Raw genomic sequence first — 21,599 nt, forward strand, 5'->3', positions numbered from 1 at the left:
CGGGGATCAGCCCCGGTCGAGCACCTTCACGATGACCGACCGGCGGCGGAGCTCCGCGACCGTGCGGGTCTCCTCGTGCGCGTCGCGGCCGAGGGCCTTCACGTCGGTGACGACGAGCACGTCGCCGGCGCCGAGGCGCCCGAACAGGCGTGTGAGACGTTCCTCCCAGGTCTCGCCGATGTCGGGGGCGGGATGCCGGAACCCCTCGATCGGCACGCCGAACTGCGCGAGCGCGTCACGCTGGGCGACGACGCTCGGCATGTCGGGCCGCGAGACGACGAGCCCCACGAGTCGTGAGCCGGCGGGGAGCGCCAGCCACCACTCCGGGCTGGGGTGCAGGGCGGCGAAGCCGGGGGCATCCGTCGTCGGATCGTCGGGGATCGCGATGAGGCGCGATTCCGCGTAGTCCCCGGGTGCCGGTTCGTCCGCGTGTGCGTCCACTGTGATCTCCTCCGCGAGCGACGATGCGGTCAGCCCCGTCGCAGTCCATTGTGACCGATCGCCCCATTCTGGCCGACGCGCGACCGTCCCGAACACGGTTCGCGGCACGAATGCAACCCGTGTGCCGTGACGTCCGGGGCGGAGTACGGTCCCGGGCATGACCTTCAACCCGAATGCCGACGTGCGGGGCAAGAGCGCGACTCGCCGCGGGGGCCGCGGCGCCGTCGTCGCCGGCGGGGCCGGAGTCGGCGTCATCGGCATCGCCGTCCTGCTGATCAGCCTCTTCACCGGTCAGGACTTCAGCGGGCTCCTGGGCGGGTCGCCCGGCGGGGGCACCGGCTCCGAGGGCGAAGCGCTGCAGAACTGCACGACAGGCGCCGACGCGAACAACGACGACGCGTGCCGACTCGACGCAGGCGAGGAGGTCATCAACTCGTACTGGCAGAACGCAGTCGAGGGGTACCGCGCACCCGATCTCGTGCTCGTGGAGCAGCAGACGTCATCGCCCTGCGGCACGGCATCCAATCAGACCGGTCCGTTCTACTGCCCCACCGACGAGACCGTCTACATCGATCCGACGTTCTGGTCGATCCTCCGGAACCAGCTCGGCGCCGAGGGAGGCGAGTTCGCACAGCTGTACGTGCTCGCGCACGAGTACGGCCACCACGTGCAGCACCTCACCGGGATCTTCGAGGACCACCCGCGCGACGGGACCGGCGAGGACAGCAACGCGGTCCGCACCGAGCTGCAAGCCGACTGCTTCGCCGGGGCGTGGGCGGCTGAGGCGCCGAATCAGAAGGATGCCTCCGGTCAGTCCTTCCTGCAGAAGCCGACGCAGGCCCAGATCGACGATGCCCTGTCCGCGGCATCCGCCGTCGGCGACGATCACATCCAGCAGCAGTCCGGACGTGTGAACCCCGAGAGCTGGACGCACGGGTCGAGCGAGCAGCGCCAGCGCTGGTTCATGGCCGGATACACGGGCGGATCCGGCGCCTGCGACACCTTCTCCGTCTCGGGCCAGCAGCTCTGAGAGGCCGGTCCGGGAGCCACCTGATAGGCTGAAGGGGTTGCGGCGCCTTTCCTGGTGCCCCTCGCGTCGTAGAACGCATCATCCGCTGCCGATCCATCGATCGTCGCTGGCGACTCCTTCTCACGGCGAACCCGTCTGCGCACTCGCACTCGGGACACCGATCCGGGCGATCACGCCCGAGTTAGTTCTCTCATGACTGAACCCACGTTCGGCACGCTCGGCGTGCCCGCTCCCCTCGTCGCCGCTCTGGCTGCCGACGGCAAGACCACCGCGTTCCCGATCCAGATCGACACGCTCCCCGACACGCTCGCCGGTCGCGACGTGCTCGGCCGCGGTCGCACCGGCTCGGGCAAGACCCTCGCCTTCTCGATCCCCATGGTCGCCCGCCTCGGGCAGGAGCTCGCCGGCGGCACCCGCCGCCGCGGCCGCATCCTCGGCCTCGTGCTCGCCCCGACCCGCGAGCTCGCGACGCAGATCGACCGCGTGCTCGCTCCGCTGGCAGCCGCCTACGGGATGAAGACCGCCACCGTCTTCGGCGGTGTGAACCAGAACCGTCAGGTCGAGGCCATCCGCGCCGGCGCCGACATCGTCGTGGCCTGCCCGGGCCGCCTCGAGGACCTCATGCAGCAGAAGCTCGTGAGCCTCGACGCCGTCGAGATCACCGTCATCGACGAGGCCGACCACATGGCCGACCTCGGCTTCCTGCCCGGGGTCACCCGCATCCTGAACGCGACCCCGCAGGGTTCGCAGCGCCTGCTGTTCAGCGCCACGCTCGACAACGGCGTGGACAGGCTGGTCAGCCGCTTCCTGCAGAACGAGGTGCTCCACTCGGTCGACGAGGCGCACTCGCCCGTCACCGCCATGACCCACCACGTGTTCCACGTGCCCGGCTCCGACGAGAAGAAGGAGCTCGTGCGCTTCCTCGCCTCGGGCACCGGCCGTCGCATCCTGTTCCTTCGCACCAAGCACGCCGCGAAGAAGCTCGCCAAGCAGCTGACCTCGCAGGGCATCCCGTCGGTCGACCTGCACGGCAACCTGTCGCAGCCGCAGCGCGACCGCAACCTCGCCGCGTTCTCCGCCGGCACCGCCCGTGTGCTCGTCGCGACCGACGTCGCCGCCCGCGGTGTGCACGTCGACAACGTCGAGCTCGTCGTCCACGTCGACCCGCCCATGGAGCACAAGGCGTACCTGCACCGTTCGGGCCGCACCGCCCGCGCCGGCGCCGAGGGCGCCGTCGTCACGATCGTCCTGCCCGAGCAGCGTCGCGACGTCGACTCGCTGCTGCGCAAGGCCGCGATCTCCGTCACGCCCGAGACCGTGACCGTGGCATCCGCCTCGGTCGTCGAGCTCGTCGGCGAGGTCGCCGCGCACGTCACCCCGGCACCCGAGCAGCCGCAGACCCGCGGCGGCGGTCAGAGCCAGGGCGCGAACGCGCAGCGCAAGCGCGCCGCCCGCGAGGGCCAGGGCGACCGCGGTCGCTCCGGCCAGGGCGGCGGACGCGGCGAGGGTGGCCGTGGCCGTGGCCAGGGTCGTGCCGCCGATTCGACGCGCCGCTCCGCCGACGCGCCGCGCCGTGACGGCCAGCCCGCTCGCACCGCCGGCTCCGGCCAGACCGCGTCGCACGGCGCGCCCAAGGCCGCCCCGGCCGGCGGCGCTCGTCGCACCGGTCGTCGCGCCAGCGGTGGCGGTGCGCTCACCGTCGGGTCGGTCGTCCGCCAGAACGGTGCCGGCCGCCGCAGCGGTCGCTGACCCGCAGCATCCAGGTCGAGAGCCGCACCCCGTCCACAGGGGTGCGGCTCTCGCCGTCTGTCCCGCACGACGGTGGGCGGGACAGGTCTCGAAAAGTCCGGGGCTCAGCCGGCGGCATCCATCAGCGGATCGATGACGGCGCCGGTGACGGTGACCATGCGACCGGTGATCGAGGCGACGCGGAAGACGGTCGCCTGCGGCGGGGTCGAGGCGTCGAGGGGGAGGATGACAACCTCCACCCGGTAGTCGCCGACGGTCAGGATGCCGTGGCCGGGCGCATCGGCGAGGACCACATAGGTCCGCGCTCGAGCCCGCGCCCAGTCCTGCTCGGCGCGGGAGGAGGCTCTCGGGTCACGGGAGCGGGGGAAGATGCGGCGCAGCGGCGGAGGGTCGAGTCCGCTGGTCGGTCCGCCCAACACCCGCAGGGGGTAGAGGGCGAGGACCTGGCCGACGAACAGTTCGATGACTTCGTCGGGACCCTCGGATCGCGCGCTGTCGTCGCGCGCCGTGGTCACGCCGACTCGGAACGCAGCTCGCGGTCGTACAGCGTCTCGGCTGAGGCGACCTCGAGCGCACGACGCAGCTGGGTGCTCGAGGTGTGCGCCGTGTACGGGAAGTAGACGACCTCGACCCCGACCTCGGCGAACTCCCGTTCGAGACGGTTGCCCTTCTCGGTGCCGCGCCAGTCGTCGCCTTTGAAGAAGTGCGTGAAACCGACCTCGCGCCACACGGCCAGCTTGTCGGGCACGCGCTCGATGTGGACGTGATCCACGAAGCGGATGCCGCGCACGATGTCGGCGCGCTCAGCCGTCGGGATGAACGGGTCGACGCCCTTCACCTCGTGCAGCATCTCGTCGCTGACTACACCGGCGACGAGCATGTCGCAGTTGTCCCTCGCGTGGCGAAGGATGTTCAGATGTCCCACGTGGAACAGATCGAACGCCCCCGCGGCGTAACCGATACGCACAGTCATAGCAAGCTCCCCAGCCAGCTAAATCGAGCCCCAACTCGAACCGAGCCCCCAAAGCCCGATGCGGAGGACACTACACCACGACGCCCCCGGGCGTCACGATCCGGTGCGGGGGCGGTACTCGAGCACGGCGCGCTCGAAGGCGTCGCGATGGTGGGCACCCGCCGCCGCCCACTCGCGACGGGACAGATCCGGTCTCGCGCCGCGCATTCGAGAGTCGTTCCAGGCCCGCTCGATGTCATCCGCGGAGATCTCACCCTCGAACGTGTGGACCCAGCCGGGACCGCACTCCTCGGCGAGCGCACGGTTGACGGCGTTCTCGGGGACGAGCACCGGCCGGTCGAGCGACAGGGCCGCCAGAGCGGTTCCACTGTTGTGCATGTGCCGGTAGGGCAGCACGATGAGCTCCGACGCGCGGATCGCCGTCACGAAATCGGGCTCGTCGAGGAAGCGCGCATCGATCGATATCCGGTCGTCGGATGCCGCTGCCGCACGGAGACCGTCGAGGATTTCGGACGACGACGGCTTGCCGGCGACGTGCAGGCTCACTCCTGCCCGGTCCCACTCCTTGAACGCCTCGACGAGGTCTTCGACCCCCTTGTACCGGCGGATCAAGCCGACGTAGCCGACCCGTCCGGCCACGCTGGGCGAGGGCTCCCGTACAGCGAACCAGTCGCGGTAATGCCCGTGCGGGATGGTGACCTGTGGCACGCCGGCGCGAGCAGGGGTGAGGTCGTTGAGAGCGATGTCGAGCGTGGTCGCCCGATCGATCCCGCTCAGGACGACGTGGTCGAACCATGAGATGCCCTGAGGTCTTTCCACATTGTGCAGGGTCCTGACGACGGGTGTTCGCGTCACGAGCCACCGTAGAACCGTGAGCGCCGCGAGCGTTCGCCGCGCCGCGCGGCCGAGCGCTTTGTGACCGTCGACCATCAGCTCCGGCCAGTGGGCGTGAACGACGTCGTACTTCCCCAGCAGTGCGGTGCGGTAGTCGAACGTCAGGGTCGTGAGGCCCGGGGTCGCCCTCAGGCTGGCGTGGAGCTGCGCGATGTACGGGTTCGTGGTGACCTTCGGTGTACCGAAGGTCTCGAGCACGCGGATCGAGGGTGGATCCGTCGCGCGCAATGCGGTTCGGTACCAGCCGTCGACGAGGGCGGGGAGGCGATGGGCGGACCAGCGATCGTGGGGGCGACCGCCCGCGGTGGCTGCCGCGACGAGCTGGTGCGCGACGGCGCCGGGGAGGTCGCCCCGTAGATCGGCGATGTAGGCGTTGTCTCCCGCGAGCAGAGGCGGCCCACCCAGCGGCAAACACACGACCGGGCATCCCATGGTGCTCGCCTCTGCCGCGACCCATCCGGCCTGGTCATGCATCGACGGGAAGACGAACGCCTCGGCGCGCGCGATCGCATCGAGGACCTCCGGACGCGGTCGGTGACCGGCGAAGGCGACGCGGTCGTCGAGTCCCAGCCGGCTCCTCAGCCGTTCGAGTCGACGGCGTTCGTACCCGTCGCCGAAGATCGTGAGCGTCCAGTCCGCCGCCTGCGGGCGGGCGAGCGCCTCGATGGCGATCGCGGCTCCCTTCCAGGCGAGCAGCCGACCGGCGAAGACAGCGTGCCGTGGCTGCACGGCCGAGGTCACCCGGGCGGGCAGGTCATCCAGGCAGGCATTGGGTTCGACGACGACAGCGTCGTTGAAAGGCTGGAACATGCGGCCGACGTCCGGATTCTGAGCGACGATGAGCGACGCGCGTTTCGCGACCGGCGCCGCCCACAGACGGCGGAAGATGGTGGTCGTCAGGCTCCGGACGAGTTCGGTGAGCGTTCCCCTGACACCGAGCCACCGGCTCAGATGCCGGATCGGGAGGGTGCTCGACCCTCCTACGGGCCCCCAGACGAGGGGTACGTCGCGCAGAGCGGTCAGGCCGCACGGCATCCAGTCGTTCGCGAAGGTCACGTGGTGTGCGACATCGAAGCGCGTGACGTCGTGCAAGGATCGCGCCCGCCGTCCGAGAGCGCGCTGCCAGAGGGGGTAGTACCAATACAGGTCCCAGCCTCGGCGCTTGCGGCGCACGACCTTCGGCGGCAGATCGAGGTAGGCGACATGGAGGCGTCGGCGCAGAGCGGCATCCGTCGCGAGGGCCGCGTCGATGGCCTCTCGGAATCGGGGCCGCGTGATGACCCAGACGTCGTGGGTGCGCGCCGCCGCGGTGGCGACCTGCCAGCCTGCGCTCGCTTCCGGTTCCGATACCGGACCGCACGCGTAGGCGCTGATCAGCACGCGAAGCCGTCCCTCGCGCGCACGATCGTCGATGTGTTCCACACGTCCCCCATCACCGTGGATAGACCGCGCCCGTCATCTCCCCAGACAGGCGTGGTGAAGGAATACTAACGACACCACGCGATTTGCACGTCATACTGTCCGTGGGGAGGGCGCTTTCAGTGCCCGCGAACGTCCGGCTACTTGGGGGTGGCGCGAATGACTTCGCTCGTGGGGGAAACGAGTACGGTGCGACCGGGGACACGCGGTGTCCGCGTCGTGATGCCGGTGCACAACGCTGCGGATTACGTGGTCGCCGCGCTGGAGAGCGTGCTGGCGGACCTGCCCGGGGATGGGGAGGTCGTCGTCGTCGACGACGGCTCCCGAGACGGCAGTGGGCAGCTCGTGGACGAGATCGTGCGGCGCGACGATCGGGTCGTCCTGCTGCGCAACGATGAACCGACCGGGGTGTCGCGCGCCCTGAACCGCGGGATGACGTTCGAGAACTGTCCGGAATTCGTCGCCGTCGCGGAGCACGACGATCTCGTGCTCCCCGGGCGCTTCGCCGCCCAGCTCGCGGCATTGCGGTCGGATGCCTCACTCGGAGCCGTCTCCGGTGAGGGCCGGTACCTCGGGCCGACGGGCCGGATCGCAGGACGTGTATCGGTCGGGCCGCGGACGGATGCCGAGTTCCACCGCATGCGCGACGAGGGTCGGGAGATCCTCATTCCTCACCCCGCGATCATGTATCGGCGAGACGCCGTGGTCGCTGCAGGACTGTACGACGCCGAGTTCGACGCGGCGCAGGACCTCGAGATCGTCAACCGGCTCGTCTACTCCGCCGGGTGGCAGGTGCGCACTCTTGCGGAGCCGCACGTGCTCTACCGGATCCACGACACATCGATGTCGTTCTCCCACATCGCTGCGCAGCGGATGATGACGCGCTACATCGTCTACCGCAACCACGCCCAGCTCGAGGGGGGAGCTTTCGTCTCCTTCGCCGAGTGGCGGGAGGCGAACCGCCCCGACCGGCGAACCCGGTGGCGGTGGTACCGGAAGGACACCGGTGCGCTGCGATATCGCCAGGCAGGGCTCGCGTGGCTCAACCGGCGACCCGTCGCCTTCGCGGCCAACATGGTCGCGGCCAGCGTGCTGCACCCGCGCTGGGTGCTGATGAAGCTCCGTGTGGCACGCGGCCGATGACCCCCTCCGCATCGATCGATAGAACACCGCCGGCGGTGATGGTCGCCGTGCCGACCTACCGCCGACCGGACGACCTGCGACGACTTGTCCGCTCTCTCGATCCCGTCGTCGTGTACGCCACGACTGTGGGCGCGGCATCCCGGGTGGACATCCTCGTCATCGACAACGACCCGGATGCGTCGGGGCTCGCCGTTCTCCCCGATGACGCCCCCGTGATCCGGGTGCACGAGAGGTCGCCCGGCGTCGCCGCTGCCCGCAATCGAGCCCTCGACGAGAGCATCGGTCACGACGTGCTGGTCTTCATCGACGACGACGAAACGCCCGCGGCGAGCGATTGGCTGGCACGTCTTCTGGAGACAGCGCGGGACCATCGTGCCGACGCGGTCGCCGGCCCCGTGCTGACGGTGGTCGACGGCGGGATTGACCCGTGGATCGAGGTGGGCGGCTTCTTCGCGCGTCGTCACACCCGCGGCATCCTCACCGGCGAGGTCATTCAGCGTGCGGCGACGAACAACCTGTTGCTGGACCTCGCCATCGTGAGAGCGAGCGGAGTCCGGTTCGACGACAGATTCGGCCGCACGGGTGGTGAGGACTCGCTGTTCACCAGCCAGTTGCACCGGGCAGGAGCGCGCATGGTGTGGTGTGCCGAGGCGCTCGTCCTCGACCACCTGCCCGAGACACGGCGGACCCGGGCGCATGCGCTGGGGCGCGTTCGGGGCATGTCCGCGGCCGGTGTGCGGGTCGGACTCATCCTGGCTCCCACCCGCAGCGGGCGCACCGTGGTCCGCGCGAAGGCGACCCTCGCGGGGGTCGCCCGCATCGCCGCGGGCGTCGCCCGGACCGCGACCGGCGCGCTCGTTCGCTCGGAGCGGCTGGATGCCACGGGTCGCCGGGACACCATGCGGGGTGTCGGGGCGTTGGAAGGCGCCGCCGGACACATCCGCATCCACTACGGAGAACCTGTGCGAGGAGCAAGCCGATGACGACGACGGGTTCGACTCCGCCCACTCTCCCCGAGACCCTCGCTCGCCTGCGCGGCGCTCAGAAAGGGCATGCTCGGGGCGCCCCGGCCTACTCGGTGTACGTCAACCGACGGATCGGGCGGTTGTTCGCCGCCGTCGCCTATCGCTGGGGGCTCACTCCCAATCAGGTGACGATGGTGAGCGCCCTGCACACGTTCGCCGGCATCGCGGTGATCGCGACCGTGCCTCCCTCGTGGTGGGCAGGAGTCGTCGTCGCAGCACTGCTCGTGGCCGGGTACGCCTGGGACTCGGCCGACGGTCAGGTCGCTCGCCTGCGCGGCGGTGGCTCGATAGCCGGTGAGTGGCTCGACCACTTCGTGGACGCGGTCAAGATCGCCAGCCTGCATCTGGCCGTGCTCGTCGGGCTCTATCGGTTCGGTGACGTCGACGAGGTGGTCCTGCTCGTCCCGATCGGCTTTTCGGTCGTCGCCACGGCGACCTTCTTCGGGATGATCCTCAACGACCTCCTCAAGGCGGCTCGAGGTGTCGCGTCCACCCACGCTCGCGCCGGCGGTACCTTCGCTCGTTCGATGCTCCTGCTGCCGACGGATTTCGGTGTGTTGTGCCTCGCCTTCGTGCTGTGGGGCGCGTCGCCGCTTTTCCTCCTGGTCTACGGTGCACTGTTCGCGGTCAACGCTCTGTTCCTGTGCGCTGCTGCCGTCAAGTGGTTCAGAGAGATGCGCCGTGTCGACTGAAGGTGATGTGTGGGCCGTCGTGGTCGTCAATTACGGATCGAGTGCGCTGCTGGCCAGGAATCTCGTCGCGACCGCCGCGGAGGCGGACCCCGACCTCGTCGTGGTGGTCGACAATCCGACGACCGCCGCAGAGCGGGAATGCATGCGCGAACTCGCGGAGCGGGAGCGGTGGGTCCTCGTGGAGCCCACCGCGAACACGGGATTCGGCGGCGGAGTCAATCTCGGGGTGGCAGCGGCGATCGAGCGCGGAGCGACGGGCTTTCTGCTGCTGAACCCCGACGCGCGCATGGACGGGAACGCCGTGAGCGCGCTTCGCGAGGGGACCGTCGGTGCGCCGATGACCCTGTGCGCCCCTCGCATCATCACGCCCGCAGGGGCGGTCTGGTTCGCGGGTGCCGACGTGTCGCTCGTCGACGGCCGCACCCGCGGGCACTCCTCGCGCGCGAAGCACAGTGGCGAGGAGTCGTGGGAGTGGCTCACGGGGGCATGCCTGTGGCTCACCGTGACCTTGTGGGCCGCGGCCGGGGGGTTCGATGAGGAGTACTTCCTCTACTGGGAGGATGTCGATTTCTCGCGTCGAGTGGTGCTCGCGGGGGGAGGCCTCCGACTGATCGACGACGCTGTGGCGGTCCACGACGAGGGCGCGACCCATCGGTCGCGTCGCCAGAGCGACCGCAGCAAGTCCGAGACGTACTACTACTTCAACATCCGGAATCGGATGCTGTTCGCCACCCGATTCCTCGACGAAGAGGGAGTACGGCGCTGGCGTGCCGAGGTGACGGCGTCGGCCCGCGAGGTCATCCTCCGGGGCGGACGCGCACAGCTGCTTCGATCGCTTGCGCCGTGGCGGGCCTACGTGCGCGGCTCTCGGGATGCGCGCCGGATCGCCGATGGGACGGTGACGGCGAAGGCGATGTGAATGTCGGGCCGAACGGTTAGTATCTGGCTGAATCGTGCGACACGTCCACTGGGGAGGACGGCACGTTCTTTGGGGAGGACGTCATCACAATGAAAGACGACGAAGCGTTCGCGCGCGACCGCGACGAGTTCGAGAGGGTGCTGGGGGAGGAGCCGCGACGTCCACGTCGGTGGATCGTCGTAGCCGCAGCGATCGCAGGCGTGGCGGTGATCGGCATCGCAGTCGCCATCGCCGTCGGAGGACTCGGGAGCAGCCAGGTCTCGGCGGCACCGGGCGGGGCGAAGGAGTCCACGGCGTCGACGCCGGCGGACGATCCGGACCCGGCGGAGACGCCGAGCGGTTCCGCGGTTCCTCCGGCATCGAACGTGACGCCGACACCGGATCCCGAGGTCGACGAGGGCTCGACGGAGTCGGAACCGGATGCCCGCGAGACGCTGCCACCCGCAGAACTGACGGAGCCCGTGGCGGTGGACGGTGGCCCGCTCGTGTCGGTCAGTTCCATCCAGAGCGTGACCGGTGAAGCCGTTCTGCCCGGTGAGGTGAGCGGCCCCGCCGTGCGGATCGCGGTCGATGTCAAGAACACGACGGAGAAGCCGATCGAACTCACCGCGGCCATCGTGACTCTCTACACCGGCAACGACGATCTGCAGGCCAGCCCGGTGTCGAAGCCGGCAGGGAAGGCATTCCCGGCAGAGGTCGCGCCGGGAGAAGTCGCCCGGGGCGCCTTCGTTTTCGAGCTGCCGAAGGACCAGCGCGACGGTGTACGAGTCGAAGTCGATCTCTCGCTTTCCGAACCCCTGATCGCCTTCGAAGGCGACATCGGGTGAACGCGTAGGGGTCGAATCTGAAAAACAGTTCGCGCGCGGCACCGCTTATGGCGTATGTTGTGCGAGAAATCCTTTGGGGGGATTTCTGGGGACCCGGCGGCACGACGCATTCTGCGTGTGTGCTGGCGCGTATATAGGGGATGCAAATCGTGGGGACGATTTCTGCGGGCCGTGCGGCTCTGTCGATGATGATTGCGACTGTCGTCGCGGCTGGGCTCACGCTGGGGGTGGTGCCGGCAGCGGCTGAAGCTGCTGATCCACCCGTGGCGGCTGCGTCCGATGCCCTGCCTGAGACGGTGTCGGCGGACTCGTTGCCGACGGTCCAGATCGACGGAGGCGTGGTGTGGTCCCAGGTCATCGTGGGGAACACGGTCTACGCGGCCGGACAGTTCTCGAATGCGCGACCGGCGGGAGCTGCACCCGGGACCAGCCTCACTGCGCGTGGCAACATCCTCGCGTACAACCTGACGACGGGCGCGTTGATCACCTCCTTCGCGCCGACGTTCAACAACCGGATCAATGATCTCGCCGCCTCGCCGGACGGGACGAAGCTGTACGTCACCGGCTCGTTCACGCAGGTCAACGGTCAGACCCGGCAGCGCTTCGCCGTGCTCGACATCCCGAGCGGCAACCTCGTGTCGGGAACAGTCGGCCTCAACAACATCGGCAAGGCGGTCTACGCCACCTCGAACGGTGTCTTCGTCGGTGGCTACTTCACCTCGGTGTCGAGCCAGCCGCGACAGCGAATCGTGAAGCTGAACGCCGCGGCGACGGCTGTCCAGCCCTTCGCGGTTCCGGTCGACAACGGTCAGGTGCAGAGCATCGTCGTGAACGGCGCCGGTGACCGCGTCGCTCTCTCGGGCAACTTCACCTCGGTCGGCGGTGGAGACACCCCCGGGTTCGGTCTGTATCTGGCCGATGCCACCTCCGGTGCCGGGTTGCCTCTCCCTGCGAACACCCAGGTGCGCAACGCCGGCGACGCCGCCGGATTCATGAGTTTGGCAACCGACGGGACGAAGTTCTACGGGTCCGGCTGGCACTACGGCGGCACGGGCAATGTCGAGGGCACGTTCGCCGTGAACTGGACGGATGGTTCGGTTGCCTGGATCGAGGACTGCCACGGGGACACCTACGACATCGCCATCGTGGGCAAGATCGCCTACTCCGCCAGCCACAAGCACTACTGCGGCAACAGCGGCGGATTCCCGCAGACGGACCCGTGGTCCTTCTACCACTCCACCGCATGGACCACCGATGCTCGCGGAACCAACACCGGTGACATCTACGGGTACCCGGACCACCCGGGTACGCCACGTCCCGAGCTGCTCAACTGGTTCCCGCAGACCACGCCCGGCACATTCACCGGCACGAGCCAGGCGGTGTGGACGGTCACCGGCAACTCCGATTACGTCATCTACGGCGGCGAGTTCCCGAGCGTCAACGGCACCCGCCAGCAGGGCCTCGTTCGATACGCCGTCCGCTCGATCGCGCCGAACAAGCAAGGACCTCGCTTGTCCGCTGACGCGTGGAACTTCTCGGCGAAGTCCTTCGCCGCGGGTGAAGTCCGCGTCAAGTACCCCACCAACTGGGACCGGGACGACACCACGCTGACCTATCGCGTCTACCGCGATTCCGAGTCTTCGGCGCCCATCTCCGAGAAGACCGTCTCGACGGTGTTCTGGAAGCCTCAGTCGCAGACGTTCACCGACTCCGGGCTCACGGCGGGAAGCTCCCATCGGTATCGGGTCGTCGCCTCCGACCCCTACGGCAACGTCGCGAAGTCGAGCTGGATCACCGTGACGGTGTCGGACGCGGTCCTCAGCGACTACGCGGACGACGTCCTGAAGGATGATGCCGCGCACTACTGGCGGCTCTCCGACCCCGACAACGCGACCGCCAGCGACTGGGCCGGCACGTCGGACCTCACGGTCAACGGCGCTGTGGAGTCTTCCGCAGGAGCGATCTCGTCGGACGCTGACACGGCGAAGACGTTCTCGAACGGTGCGTTCGCATCGATGACCGACTCCATCGAGGGGCCCACCACGTTTGCGGTGGAAGCCTGGGTCAAGACGACCTCGACCTCCGGCGGAAAGATCATCGGCTTCGGCAACAGTGCGACGGCGAACTCGGGAAGCTACGACCGTCACGTGTACATGGACAACGATGGACGGGTCTGGTTCGGCGTCTACCCCGGTGGCGTGAGGACCGTGAACTCCAACGCGGGATACAACGACGGCCAGTGGCATCACATCGTCGCGAGCATGGGCTCGGACGGGATGAAGCTCTACCTAGACGGCAAACGTGTCGCGCAACGCAGCGACACCACCACCGCGCAGGCGTACAACGGGTACTGGCGAGTCGGTGGGGACAACATCGGCGGGTGGCCGAACCAGCCGTCGTCGTCACACCTGAGCGGCACCATCGACGATGTCGCCGTGTACGGAACGCCGCTCACGCTCGCTGAGGTGCAGTCGCACTACCGCGCGTCCGGCCGCACGCTCGACGTGCCTGCTGCGCCGACCGACGCCTACGGTGCGATCGTCTACGAGGCCCAACCGGACATCTACTGGCGCTACAGCGAAACTTCGGGGACGAACGTCGCGGACAGCAGCACCTCGGGGTACGCCGGGGCGATCGCCGGCACGGTGACCCGCAACGCGCCGGGCGCGATCTCGGGGACGACGGACCCGGGCATCACCCTGTCCGGTGCATCGAACGTGTACTCCGTGGCTCAGTTCGGGACTCCCAGCGCCTACACGCTCGAGACCTGGTTCAAGACGACATCGACGCAGGGCGGCAAGATCATCGGCTTCGGCAACGCGCAGTCTGGCACGTCGTCCAGCTATGACCGGCATGTGTACATGCAGGACAACGGTCAACTCGTCTTCGGCACGTGGACCGGGCAGACGAACACGATCACGTCACCCAACGCCTACAACAACGGACAATGGCATCACCTTGTCGCGTCTCAGGGATCCGGCGGCATGGCCATGTACGTCGACGGAGTCCCCGTGGGGACCCATCCGCAGACGTCGGCGCAGGATTACGGCGGATACTGGCGCGTCGGCGGCGACACCACGTGGGGTTCATCGTCCGCGTTCCTCTCCGGGAATTACGACGAGACCGCGATCTACAGCCGTGTACTCAGCGCCGCCGAGGCAGCTCAGCACTTCACCGCGGGCACGACGGGTGAGGCGCCGAACATCGCGCCCACGGCTCAGTTCACCTACTCCCTCGATCACCTCAACGCGTCCTTCCAGGGCTCGGCGTCGTCGGACCCCGACGGCACGATCGCGGCGTATGCGTGGCAGTTCGGCGACGGCGAGACATCGACGGCGATCAGCCCGACGCACCGCTACGCCTCCGGCGGCGAGTACACGGTCAAGCTGACCGTGACCGACGACGATGGCGCCTCGCACACGTCGCAGGTGCCGATCACCGTCGTGGCCAACGCGGCGCCGACGGCTCAAGCCGCGTGGAGCGCGGTCGGTCTCGACGCGACCTTCTCGTCGTCCGGCTCGACCGACGCCGACGGCTCCATCGCCGCCTTCGAGTGGAACTTCGGCGACGGCAACACGGATGCCTCGCCGTCACCGAGCCACACCTACGCGCAAGCCGGGTCGTACACGGTCACCCTCAAGGTCACCGACGACGACGGTGCGACCGCGACGACATCGCTGGACGTCGTCGTCGCCGCACCGGTGAACTCCCCGCCGACCGCCGCCTTCACCCCCACCGTGACGGGCATGTCCGTGTCCGTCACCGGTGCGGCCTCATCCGATACGGACGGGACGATCTCCTCCTACGCGTGGGCGTTCGGCGATGGAGGCACCGCCAGCGGCGCTGCGGCTTCCCACACCTACGAGCGTTCCGGCGAGTACACGGTCACGCTCACCGTGACGGATGATGACGGTGCGACGGACGTGAAGACCGCGACCGTGACGATCGAAGCCCCATCCGCGTCGACCCCGCTGTTCTCGGATGACTTCTCGCGAACCGCTGCAACAGGGTGGGGAACCGCCGACGTCGGTGGCGCGTGGTCGCTCCGATCTGTCGCCAGCCGCTACTCGGTCTCGAACGGCAGCGGGAACCTCATTCTTCCGAAGGGTGCGACGGTGTACGCCGATGCGGCCTCGGTGAATGCGGATCGCGTGCGAGTGGATGCGACGTTCTCCGTCGACAAGCTCGCCGAGGGCACCTACGTCGCTGTCACCGGACGCCAGGTCGGTGCGGACTTCTACGTGCTCCGTGTCAGGGTCAGTGCCGACGGCACCGCTCGTCTGTTCATCCTGCGCAACAACTCGGTCGCGATCGGATCGTCGCTCTTGCTGCCGTTCGCGATTCAGCCCGGGCAGAAGTACCACGCCATGTTCGAGGTGGCGGGCACGTCACCCACGTCGCTGAAGGCGAAGGTCTGGGCCGCGACCGGCTCCGAGCCGGCTTGGCAGCGCGAGGCCACCGACGCGACGGCTGCGCTGCAGGCGCCGGGCCGGATCGGGGTCTTCGGGTTCCTCCCGTCCGCCGTGACGAACGACCCCGTGACGGTGTCCTTCGATCGCATCGTCGCGATGAACCCGGATGCTGTGGTTCCCCCGGCGGGCAACTCCGCACCCACTGCGGCGTTCACCCACACGAAGACGGGCTTGAAGGTCGACGTGAACGGTAGCGGTTCGACGGATGCCGACGGCAGTATCGCGTCGTATGCCTGGCAGTTCGGTGACCCCGCCGGGAGCACGGCCGTCGGAGCCACGGCTTCGCACACGTACACAGCGGCGGGGACCTACACCGTCCGGCTCACTGTCATGGACGACGACGGAGCGACCGCGACGGTGACCCACGATGTGACGGTGGATGCCCCGGCGGCCAACGTCGCGCCGACGGCCGCGTTCACGCGCACGGCTGCGGGACTGACGGTCGCTGTGGACGGCAGGACCTCGTCGGACTCCGACGGAACCATCGCCTCGTACGCCTGGACATTCGGTGACCCGGGTGCTGGCACGGCGACCGGATCGACGGCCTCCTACACATATGCAGCGGGGGGTACGTATTCGATCACCCTCACGGTCACCGATGATGACGGGGCGACGGACACCGAGACTCAAGAGGTCACGGTCGCTTCCCCGCCCGCGGGGGTGCTCTTCGCAGACACCTTCACCCGCACGACGACCGGTGGGTGGGGGACGTCCGACAGCGGCGCGGCGTGGACGACGCGAGGCGCGGCCACCCGTTTCGCCACGGCGGGAGGTGTGGGGACCCTGTCGGTGGGCGCGGGCACCTCGTTGTTCGCGGACACCCCCGTCATCGATAGCACCTCTACCAGGATCAGCGGCACGTTCACCGTCGACAAGGTCAACGAAGGCATGTATGTCGGCGTGATCGCCCGTCGGGTCGGGTCGACGCAATGGCTCATTCGTGCACGGATCGCGGCGGATGGAACCGTCAAGCTCAATGTCCTTCGCGGTGACAGCACGTCGGTCGGCGCTGCGGTCACGGTGACCGGGCTGACGATCGCTGCCGGGCAGACGTACCGTTTCGAGGTCGACACGAAGACGACCACAACGACATCGATCTCGGCGAGGATCTGGAACGCGTCCGACACCGCTCCGACCACGTGGCAGATCGAGCGGAGCGATGCGACTGCTGCACTCCAGGGTGCGGGTTCGGCGGGCGTGTACGGATACCTCCCGAGCGCCACGGCGAACGTCCCGGTCGCGCTGTCGTTCGACGACCTCCAGATCGTGGCGGCTCCGTGATCGTCGGATGCGTACGGGGAGGATGAGACCGGTCGCTGCCGAGAGACGTGTCGTGCAGCTGTACGAGGTGGTGAGAAGCGCTCATCTGGAGCGGGCTGCGGACATGAGTCCGCGGCCCGTCATCCTCTACCGTCGCACTCGCTACGACTTCGATCCGGTGCTGGCGGAGGCGACGAATCCGCAGCGTAAGAGCTTCTGGGGGGCCGTCGCCTTCGCACTTTCGACCGACATCGACGTGATCGAGGTGAACGAGCCGCTCTCGGGTGACTCATCCCTCCCGAGCGTCGCCTTCGTGGCCGCGGCGCGACTGCGGGCCGCAGCCCGGCGCCGGGAACGGCCCTCCGTGACCACCTACGCGATTGAGAACCTCCACCCGGCCGTGACCGTGCGCCACCTCCCCGTCAAGGCGAGGTGGCGGTATCGGCTCCGCCACCTCGTCACACCCCTGCTCTGGCGGTGGATCGATCGGATCGCGTATGGCACCTCGGCTGCCGAAGCGCTCTACACGAGCGTGTTCGGTGCCTCGGCCCGACAACCGGTCCGCGCGCTGATCCCGGCTTTGCCGACCCCGGCGCGCGCCGCAGAAGGGGTGCGCGATCGGGTCATCCTCTTCCTCGGCGACCTCTCCGAGCGCAAGGGCTTCCCTGATGTGATGTCCGCCTGGCCCGATGTCAGGGCTGCGGTCCCCGGCGCGCGGCTCGTCATCGTCGGCCGGGGAGCGGGGGCCGACGACGCCCTCACCCTCGCCGAGACCGACGAGCGGGTCACGGTCCTGATCGACCCGCCTCGTGCCGACATCGCGCACGTCTTGGGCGAGGCGAAAGTCCTGGCGCTCCCGTCACGACGCCGCCCCCTGTGGCGTGAGCAGGTGGGCCTCCCCATCGTCGAAGGTTTGGCGAACGGATGCCTCATCGTGACGACAGGGGAGACGGGGATTGCGGAGTGGCTATCCGCCCACGGGCACTGGGTCCTCTCCGAGCCGAGTGTGGGCGAGGACCTGTCGGCGGCGCTCGTCGCCGCGGTCACGAGCATCCGCTCTGTCGTCGAGGTTCACGCAGCCCTGCCTTCCGTGGACGGTAGACGCGCGGCGCAAGAGTGGATGCACGGGTCGCGAGCGACTACCTCCGCGTGATGACCTCGGCGACGCGCGCCGCAAGATGCGCAGTCGTGAAGCCACCCGTGACGTGGGCACTCGCTGCCTCGCCCGCAGCGGCGCCTGCGACAGGGTCCTCCAGCAACCTGAGTGCCTCGCTGGCCAAGGCGTCTGCGTCACCGACCTGGACCATTCGAGCGGCCGTGGTGCCGCCGAAGTAGTCGTCCATGCCGGGGGTGCGGGTGATCACGAGGGGCCGACCAGTGGCCATCGCCTCGAGTCCGACGGTCATACCCGATACGTGCAGGTTGGGCCGCGTCGCGATCACGACGACAGAGGCCCGAGCGTAGAGATCTCGCAATTCCGTGTGCGTGAGGTACGGGACGACGTTCACGCCCGCGGGCGGGTCGATGCTCGTCTTGCTCTGCACCACTATCTCGACGTCGGGTCGGACCTTCCGCAGCGTCGCCATCGCGCGGAGCAGGGTCTCGGGATCGCGATCTCGGTCACCACCGACACTCACGACGAGCGGGCGTATCGGGTAGGGGGCGTGCCGAAAGAAATCCTGGTCGACACCGAAGCGAACGTAATGCACCGGAGGAGCGCCCTCGCCGAGGAAGGCGGCGAGGGGTGCGACCTGCGCGTCGGAGAGTACCCAGAGCCCATCCATTCGCCGGAGTGCGCGGCGCAGGCTCGCGAATCGCCCTCCGCCCTGCCGTGCGACACCGTCCGTCAACCAGACCACGCCGGAGTATCGCGCGCTCAGGCGGGTGGTGGTCGCCAGGAGCGCACCAGCGTTCTCATCCCATGTCACACCCACGGGGTTCGATGCCCGCCGGCCCGGCGGCAGCACGGCGATGACGCGTCGCGCCACCCGCGTGATCGGTGTCGCAGCCGGCAGGTTCTTCGAGGTGACACCGGCGATGTGCGACTCGAGCCGATCGAGTCCATATGGCCATCGGTCGGGCGCTGATCCCGCCGCGTGACGCGCGGCCCACGTCTCCAGGTCTCGCTCTGCCGGATAGAAGACGACAGCGTCCGCACCGCTCCCCAAAGCCACGCTCACATCGTATGGCTCACGTACGGCGCACGGGTACGAACCTCGATCACCGGCCCAGGGCGGGTGAGAACGCGCCCGGCCGCTTCGTTCCCGCTGCGACGCCGATGGAGGCTGCGACGTCCGACGGCAACCCGGACAGCGAGGCGCGCGGTGAAGCGAGCACATCGCTGCGGACGGTCAACGAGGACGAGAGGATCGGCGTGCCTGTCCACAGTGCCGAATTCCTGTCGTTGCCCGTGAACGCCGTCAGCTCGGAAAGGGTCTTCACGCTTTTCGTGCCGTTGGCGCCGTTTGCCCAGCACGCGAGGTTGGCGGGGGTCGAGGAGTCTCGCCGGAAGTAGACGTTGCTGTCCATCGCCACTCCCACTCCAGCGCCGACGAGTCGGCGTTCGGAATCCTGGGCGAGGATGGGGCAGGTGCTCGAGTCGGTGCCGTAGGAGATGACGTTGTTGCGGACGGTCACGTCGTCGAGGAGCCACGGGATGATCGACTTCAGACCCGACACCGGCTGGCGCCGCTCGTCCTGAGCGAAGCTGAGCGCGCGGGTGGCGGCGTCGATGGTGTTGTTCCAGATGTCGACCTCGCCGCTGTTCATGATCTTGGCGCCGAGGACATTTCTCGAGAGATGGTTGTCGGCGATGATCGCGTTCTCGCTCAGCTCGATCTGAACGCCGGTGGTCGTGTTGTCGGAGACCGTGTTGCCTGTCACACGGATGTCGCGTGAGTTGACGTCGAACCAGACACCCGAGCCGATGTTGTCGGAGACGATGTTGCCATCCACCCGGACCCCGTCCGCTTCTGTGATCTTCACGCCACCCGCGGCAGGCGCCGGCTTGAAGCGCTGCGCGTTGTTGCGCGCGATGACCGAATCCGTCAGGGAGACATCCGCTGCCTTGTTGACGCCGAGTCCCATCAGTCCGTTGCCCGTCACTGTCAGACGACGGAAGTTCTTGACGTCGTTCCATGCGTAGACACCGATGGTCGCGTTGTCGCGCACCACCATGTTCTCGAGCGAGATGTCATCGACCTCTGCGGTCACCGCGCCCATCATGGAGACCGTCGTCGCATAGCGCTCGACACCGAATCCCCGAAGCGTCGTGTGCTTGCCCTGCACCTTGAACGCCCGGGCCAGGGTGCTGGCCTCCACGCGCCTGCCGTTCGGGTCGGAGCCGATCACCAGGCGTCGGCCGCCTTCGTCGACGAAGAAGGTGCCTGCGGTGACCGCGCTCGCCGAGCCGACCTGTCTCAGAGCCTGATCGTCGATCCACACCTGATCGGGGTACCCGGCGAGCGGATTGGTGTCGTCGACGAACCGCGAGGTGTCGTCCCGACCCGCTGTGAACGACACGGAGTGATCGAATCGGTGGGTCCACCCCGTCTTCACCCACGTGTTGCCCGACCTCACCCAGTCGGTCACCGGCGAACTGCCGTCGAACCAGACCGCCTCCCCCGGGTAGGCCTGGATCGTGAGCGCCTTGTTGAATCCGACGTAGACGTACTCCCGGTAGGTGCCGCCGCGGAGCACGATGGTCGAACCCGAAGGTGCCCGCGAGACGGCGTACGCGGCACTCCCGTACGGATCGTTCGCCGTTCCCGAGCCTGTCTGGGTGCCTCTCGGCGCGACGAAGATCGCGCGGGCAGGGACGGGGTAGCTGGTGCTGCCGACCGGCGCGCTCCCCACCGAACCGTTCGCCACAGGGGGCGTGGGGGGCGGAGTCGGGGTGGGCGTGGGGGACGCGGCATCCGAGATGTCGACGTCATCGATGCGCACGGTGTTCGAGGGGGAGCTCGACGACAGATAGGTCGAGATGGCGGGGTAGCCCGCCCGTGCGATGCGCTGCGCGCTGGCGTCGTCGAAGGACGCCTGCCACTCGGGCTTGGTCGCGCCATCCGTCCAGATCCTCGCGCGGATCTTCACGGGAGACGTCCCCGTCAGCGAGAACTCGGCGCGAACGTGCGCGCCGGCGGGGAGCTCCTTGATCGGTTTGAGAGAGCGGAGCACGACTTCCCGGCCACTCGAACCGTCGAAGCGGCTGATCCAGAGGTTCACCCCGCTTCTGCCGAAGCCCACGCGCGCCTGGTACGAATACTTGCCGTCCGAACGGAGTGCCAGTGAGATCGTCGATCCATTGCCCGTGGTGGTCGCCTTCTCGGGCCAGACGGTCGCACTGAGGATCGAGTCCGTGGCTGCGAGGGAACGGATCGACTGAACCGTCGCCGTTCCGGGCGCTTGCAGGACCGCGGCGGCCCCGTCGCGCACGCTCGTGACACGCGAAGAGGAGGTCGTCCACGCGGCCCCGGAGGTCGAGGTCCCCCAGCCGGTCGCGACAGTGCGGCTGAAGGAGTCGGTGACGCGTGTCGCTGCCGCTGCTCCAGTCGCGGTGAAGACGGAGCCGGCTGCGACGAGGCTGAGCGCGATGGCAGCAGCGGTCATCCGCAATCGGGAACGAGTGAGGGCTGGGGGGAGTGACATCTCGGCGTTCGCCTTCGGGTAGGGGGCGCGGACGGAGACTCATCAGAACATGGGGCGTGCCCGAGGCCTTTCGCCATGAGACACTTTTCATCTGCGCAGGGGTGCGTG

At 68.5% G+C, this 21,599-nt stretch carries 15 protein-coding genes; 9 read left to right on the forward strand and 6 right to left on the reverse strand.

The features are described 5' to 3' along the window. Positions 1-6: 6 nt before the first annotated feature. Positions 7-441, reverse strand: a complete 435-nt coding sequence (locus tag MRBLMI1x_RS03615; RefSeq protein WP_018185806.1) for a hypothetical protein — start codon at positions 439-441, stop codon at positions 7-9. Between the two features lie 157 nt (positions 442-598). On the opposite strand from MRBLMI1x_RS03615, the gene ypfJ reads away from it, so the two are divergent. Next, on the forward strand, positions 599-1,471 hold the full coding sequence (gene ypfJ / locus MRBLMI1x_RS03620) for a KPN_02809 family neutral zinc metallopeptidase (protein ID WP_363456135.1): 873 nt from the start codon (positions 599-601) through the stop codon (positions 1,469-1,471). Between the two features lie 192 nt (positions 1,472-1,663). Then, the gene (locus MRBLMI1x_RS03625) at positions 1,664-3,220 is read left to right on the forward strand and encodes a DEAD/DEAH box helicase (protein WP_363456138.1); all 1,557 of its coding nucleotides are present in this window, start codon (positions 1,664-1,666) and stop codon (positions 3,218-3,220) included. Positions 3,221-3,324: 104 nt separating this feature from the next. On the opposite strand, the gene MRBLMI1x_RS03630 is transcribed toward MRBLMI1x_RS03625, so the two are convergent. From MRBLMI1x_RS03630 to MRBLMI1x_RS03640, 3 genes are all read right to left on the reverse strand, one after another. Beyond that, positions 3,325-3,735, reverse strand: a complete 411-nt coding sequence (locus MRBLMI1x_RS03630) for a hypothetical protein (RefSeq protein ID WP_020097744.1) — start codon at positions 3,733-3,735, stop codon at positions 3,325-3,327. Further along, the gene (locus tag MRBLMI1x_RS03635; RefSeq protein WP_018185802.1) at positions 3,732-4,193 is read right to left on the reverse strand and encodes an adenylyltransferase/cytidyltransferase family protein; all 462 of its coding nucleotides are present in this window, start codon (positions 4,191-4,193) and stop codon (positions 3,732-3,734) included. Before MRBLMI1x_RS03635 ends, MRBLMI1x_RS03630 begins: the two co-directional genes overlap by 4 nt. 93 nt (positions 4,194-4,286) lie before the next feature. Further along, entirely contained in the window at positions 4,287-6,509 is a 2,223-nt protein-coding gene (locus tag MRBLMI1x_RS03640; RefSeq protein ID WP_363456143.1) for a glycosyltransferase, read from the reverse strand. A gap of 168 nt (positions 6,510-6,677) precedes the next feature. On the opposite strand from MRBLMI1x_RS03640, the gene MRBLMI1x_RS03645 reads away from it, so the two are divergent. From MRBLMI1x_RS03645 to MRBLMI1x_RS03675, 7 genes are all read left to right on the forward strand, one after another. Continuing rightward, positions 6,678-7,649: a glycosyltransferase family 2 protein gene (locus tag MRBLMI1x_RS03645; protein ID WP_363456146.1), complete on the forward strand. Its 972-nt coding sequence runs from the start codon at positions 6,678-6,680 to the stop codon at positions 7,647-7,649. Next, positions 7,646-8,632, forward strand: coding sequence for a glycosyltransferase family 2 protein (locus MRBLMI1x_RS03650; protein WP_363456149.1), 987 nt, complete (start codon positions 7,646-7,648; stop codon positions 8,630-8,632). The genes MRBLMI1x_RS03645 and MRBLMI1x_RS03650 overlap by 4 nt, the downstream gene beginning before the upstream one ends. Beyond that, on the forward strand, positions 8,629-9,366 hold the full coding sequence (locus tag MRBLMI1x_RS03655) for a CDP-alcohol phosphatidyltransferase family protein (protein WP_018185798.1): 738 nt from the start codon (positions 8,629-8,631) through the stop codon (positions 9,364-9,366). The genes MRBLMI1x_RS03650 and MRBLMI1x_RS03655 overlap by 4 nt, the downstream gene beginning before the upstream one ends. Continuing rightward, positions 9,356-10,285 carry a glycosyltransferase family 2 protein gene (locus MRBLMI1x_RS03660; RefSeq protein ID WP_040570453.1) on the forward strand — a complete coding sequence of 310 codons (930 nt, stop codon included), beginning with the start codon at positions 9,356-9,358 and terminating at the stop codon, positions 10,283-10,285. The genes MRBLMI1x_RS03655 and MRBLMI1x_RS03660 overlap by 11 nt, the downstream gene beginning before the upstream one ends. A gap of 89 nt (positions 10,286-10,374) precedes the next feature. Beyond that, the gene (locus MRBLMI1x_RS03665) at positions 10,375-11,112 is read left to right on the forward strand and encodes a DUF4352 domain-containing protein (RefSeq protein ID WP_363456154.1); all 738 of its coding nucleotides are present in this window, start codon (positions 10,375-10,377) and stop codon (positions 11,110-11,112) included. A 263-nt stretch (positions 11,113-11,375) separates the two neighbouring features. Then, positions 11,376-16,865 (forward strand): PKD domain-containing protein, encoded by a 5,490-nt coding sequence (locus tag MRBLMI1x_RS03670; protein ID WP_363456157.1) that lies wholly within the window; start codon positions 11,376-11,378, stop codon positions 16,863-16,865. A gap of 103 nt (positions 16,866-16,968) precedes the next feature. Then, a complete protein-coding gene (locus MRBLMI1x_RS03675) occupies positions 16,969-17,997 on the forward strand; it encodes a glycosyltransferase (RefSeq protein ID WP_363456160.1) in 1,029 nt (342 codons plus the stop codon). On the opposite strand, the gene MRBLMI1x_RS03680 is transcribed toward MRBLMI1x_RS03675, so the two are convergent. Then, complete coding sequence (locus MRBLMI1x_RS03680; protein WP_256335406.1) at positions 17,984-19,018, reverse strand: glycosyltransferase family 4 protein; 1,035 nt, start codon at positions 19,016-19,018, stop codon at positions 17,984-17,986. The two genes, MRBLMI1x_RS03675 and MRBLMI1x_RS03680, sit on opposite strands and share 14 nt — an antisense overlap. 46 nt (positions 19,019-19,064) lie before the next feature. Continuing rightward, the gene (locus MRBLMI1x_RS03685) at positions 19,065-21,452 is read right to left on the reverse strand and encodes a right-handed parallel beta-helix repeat-containing protein (RefSeq protein ID WP_363456163.1); all 2,388 of its coding nucleotides are present in this window, start codon (positions 21,450-21,452) and stop codon (positions 19,065-19,067) included. Between the last annotated feature and the right edge of the window lie 147 nt (positions 21,453-21,599).

It is taken from the genome of Microbacterium sp. LMI1x-1-1.1 (genome assembly GCF_040676205.1).
In the GTDB taxonomy this organism is placed as follows: Bacteria; Actinomycetota; Actinomycetes; order Actinomycetales; family Microbacteriaceae; genus Microbacterium; species Microbacterium aquilitoris.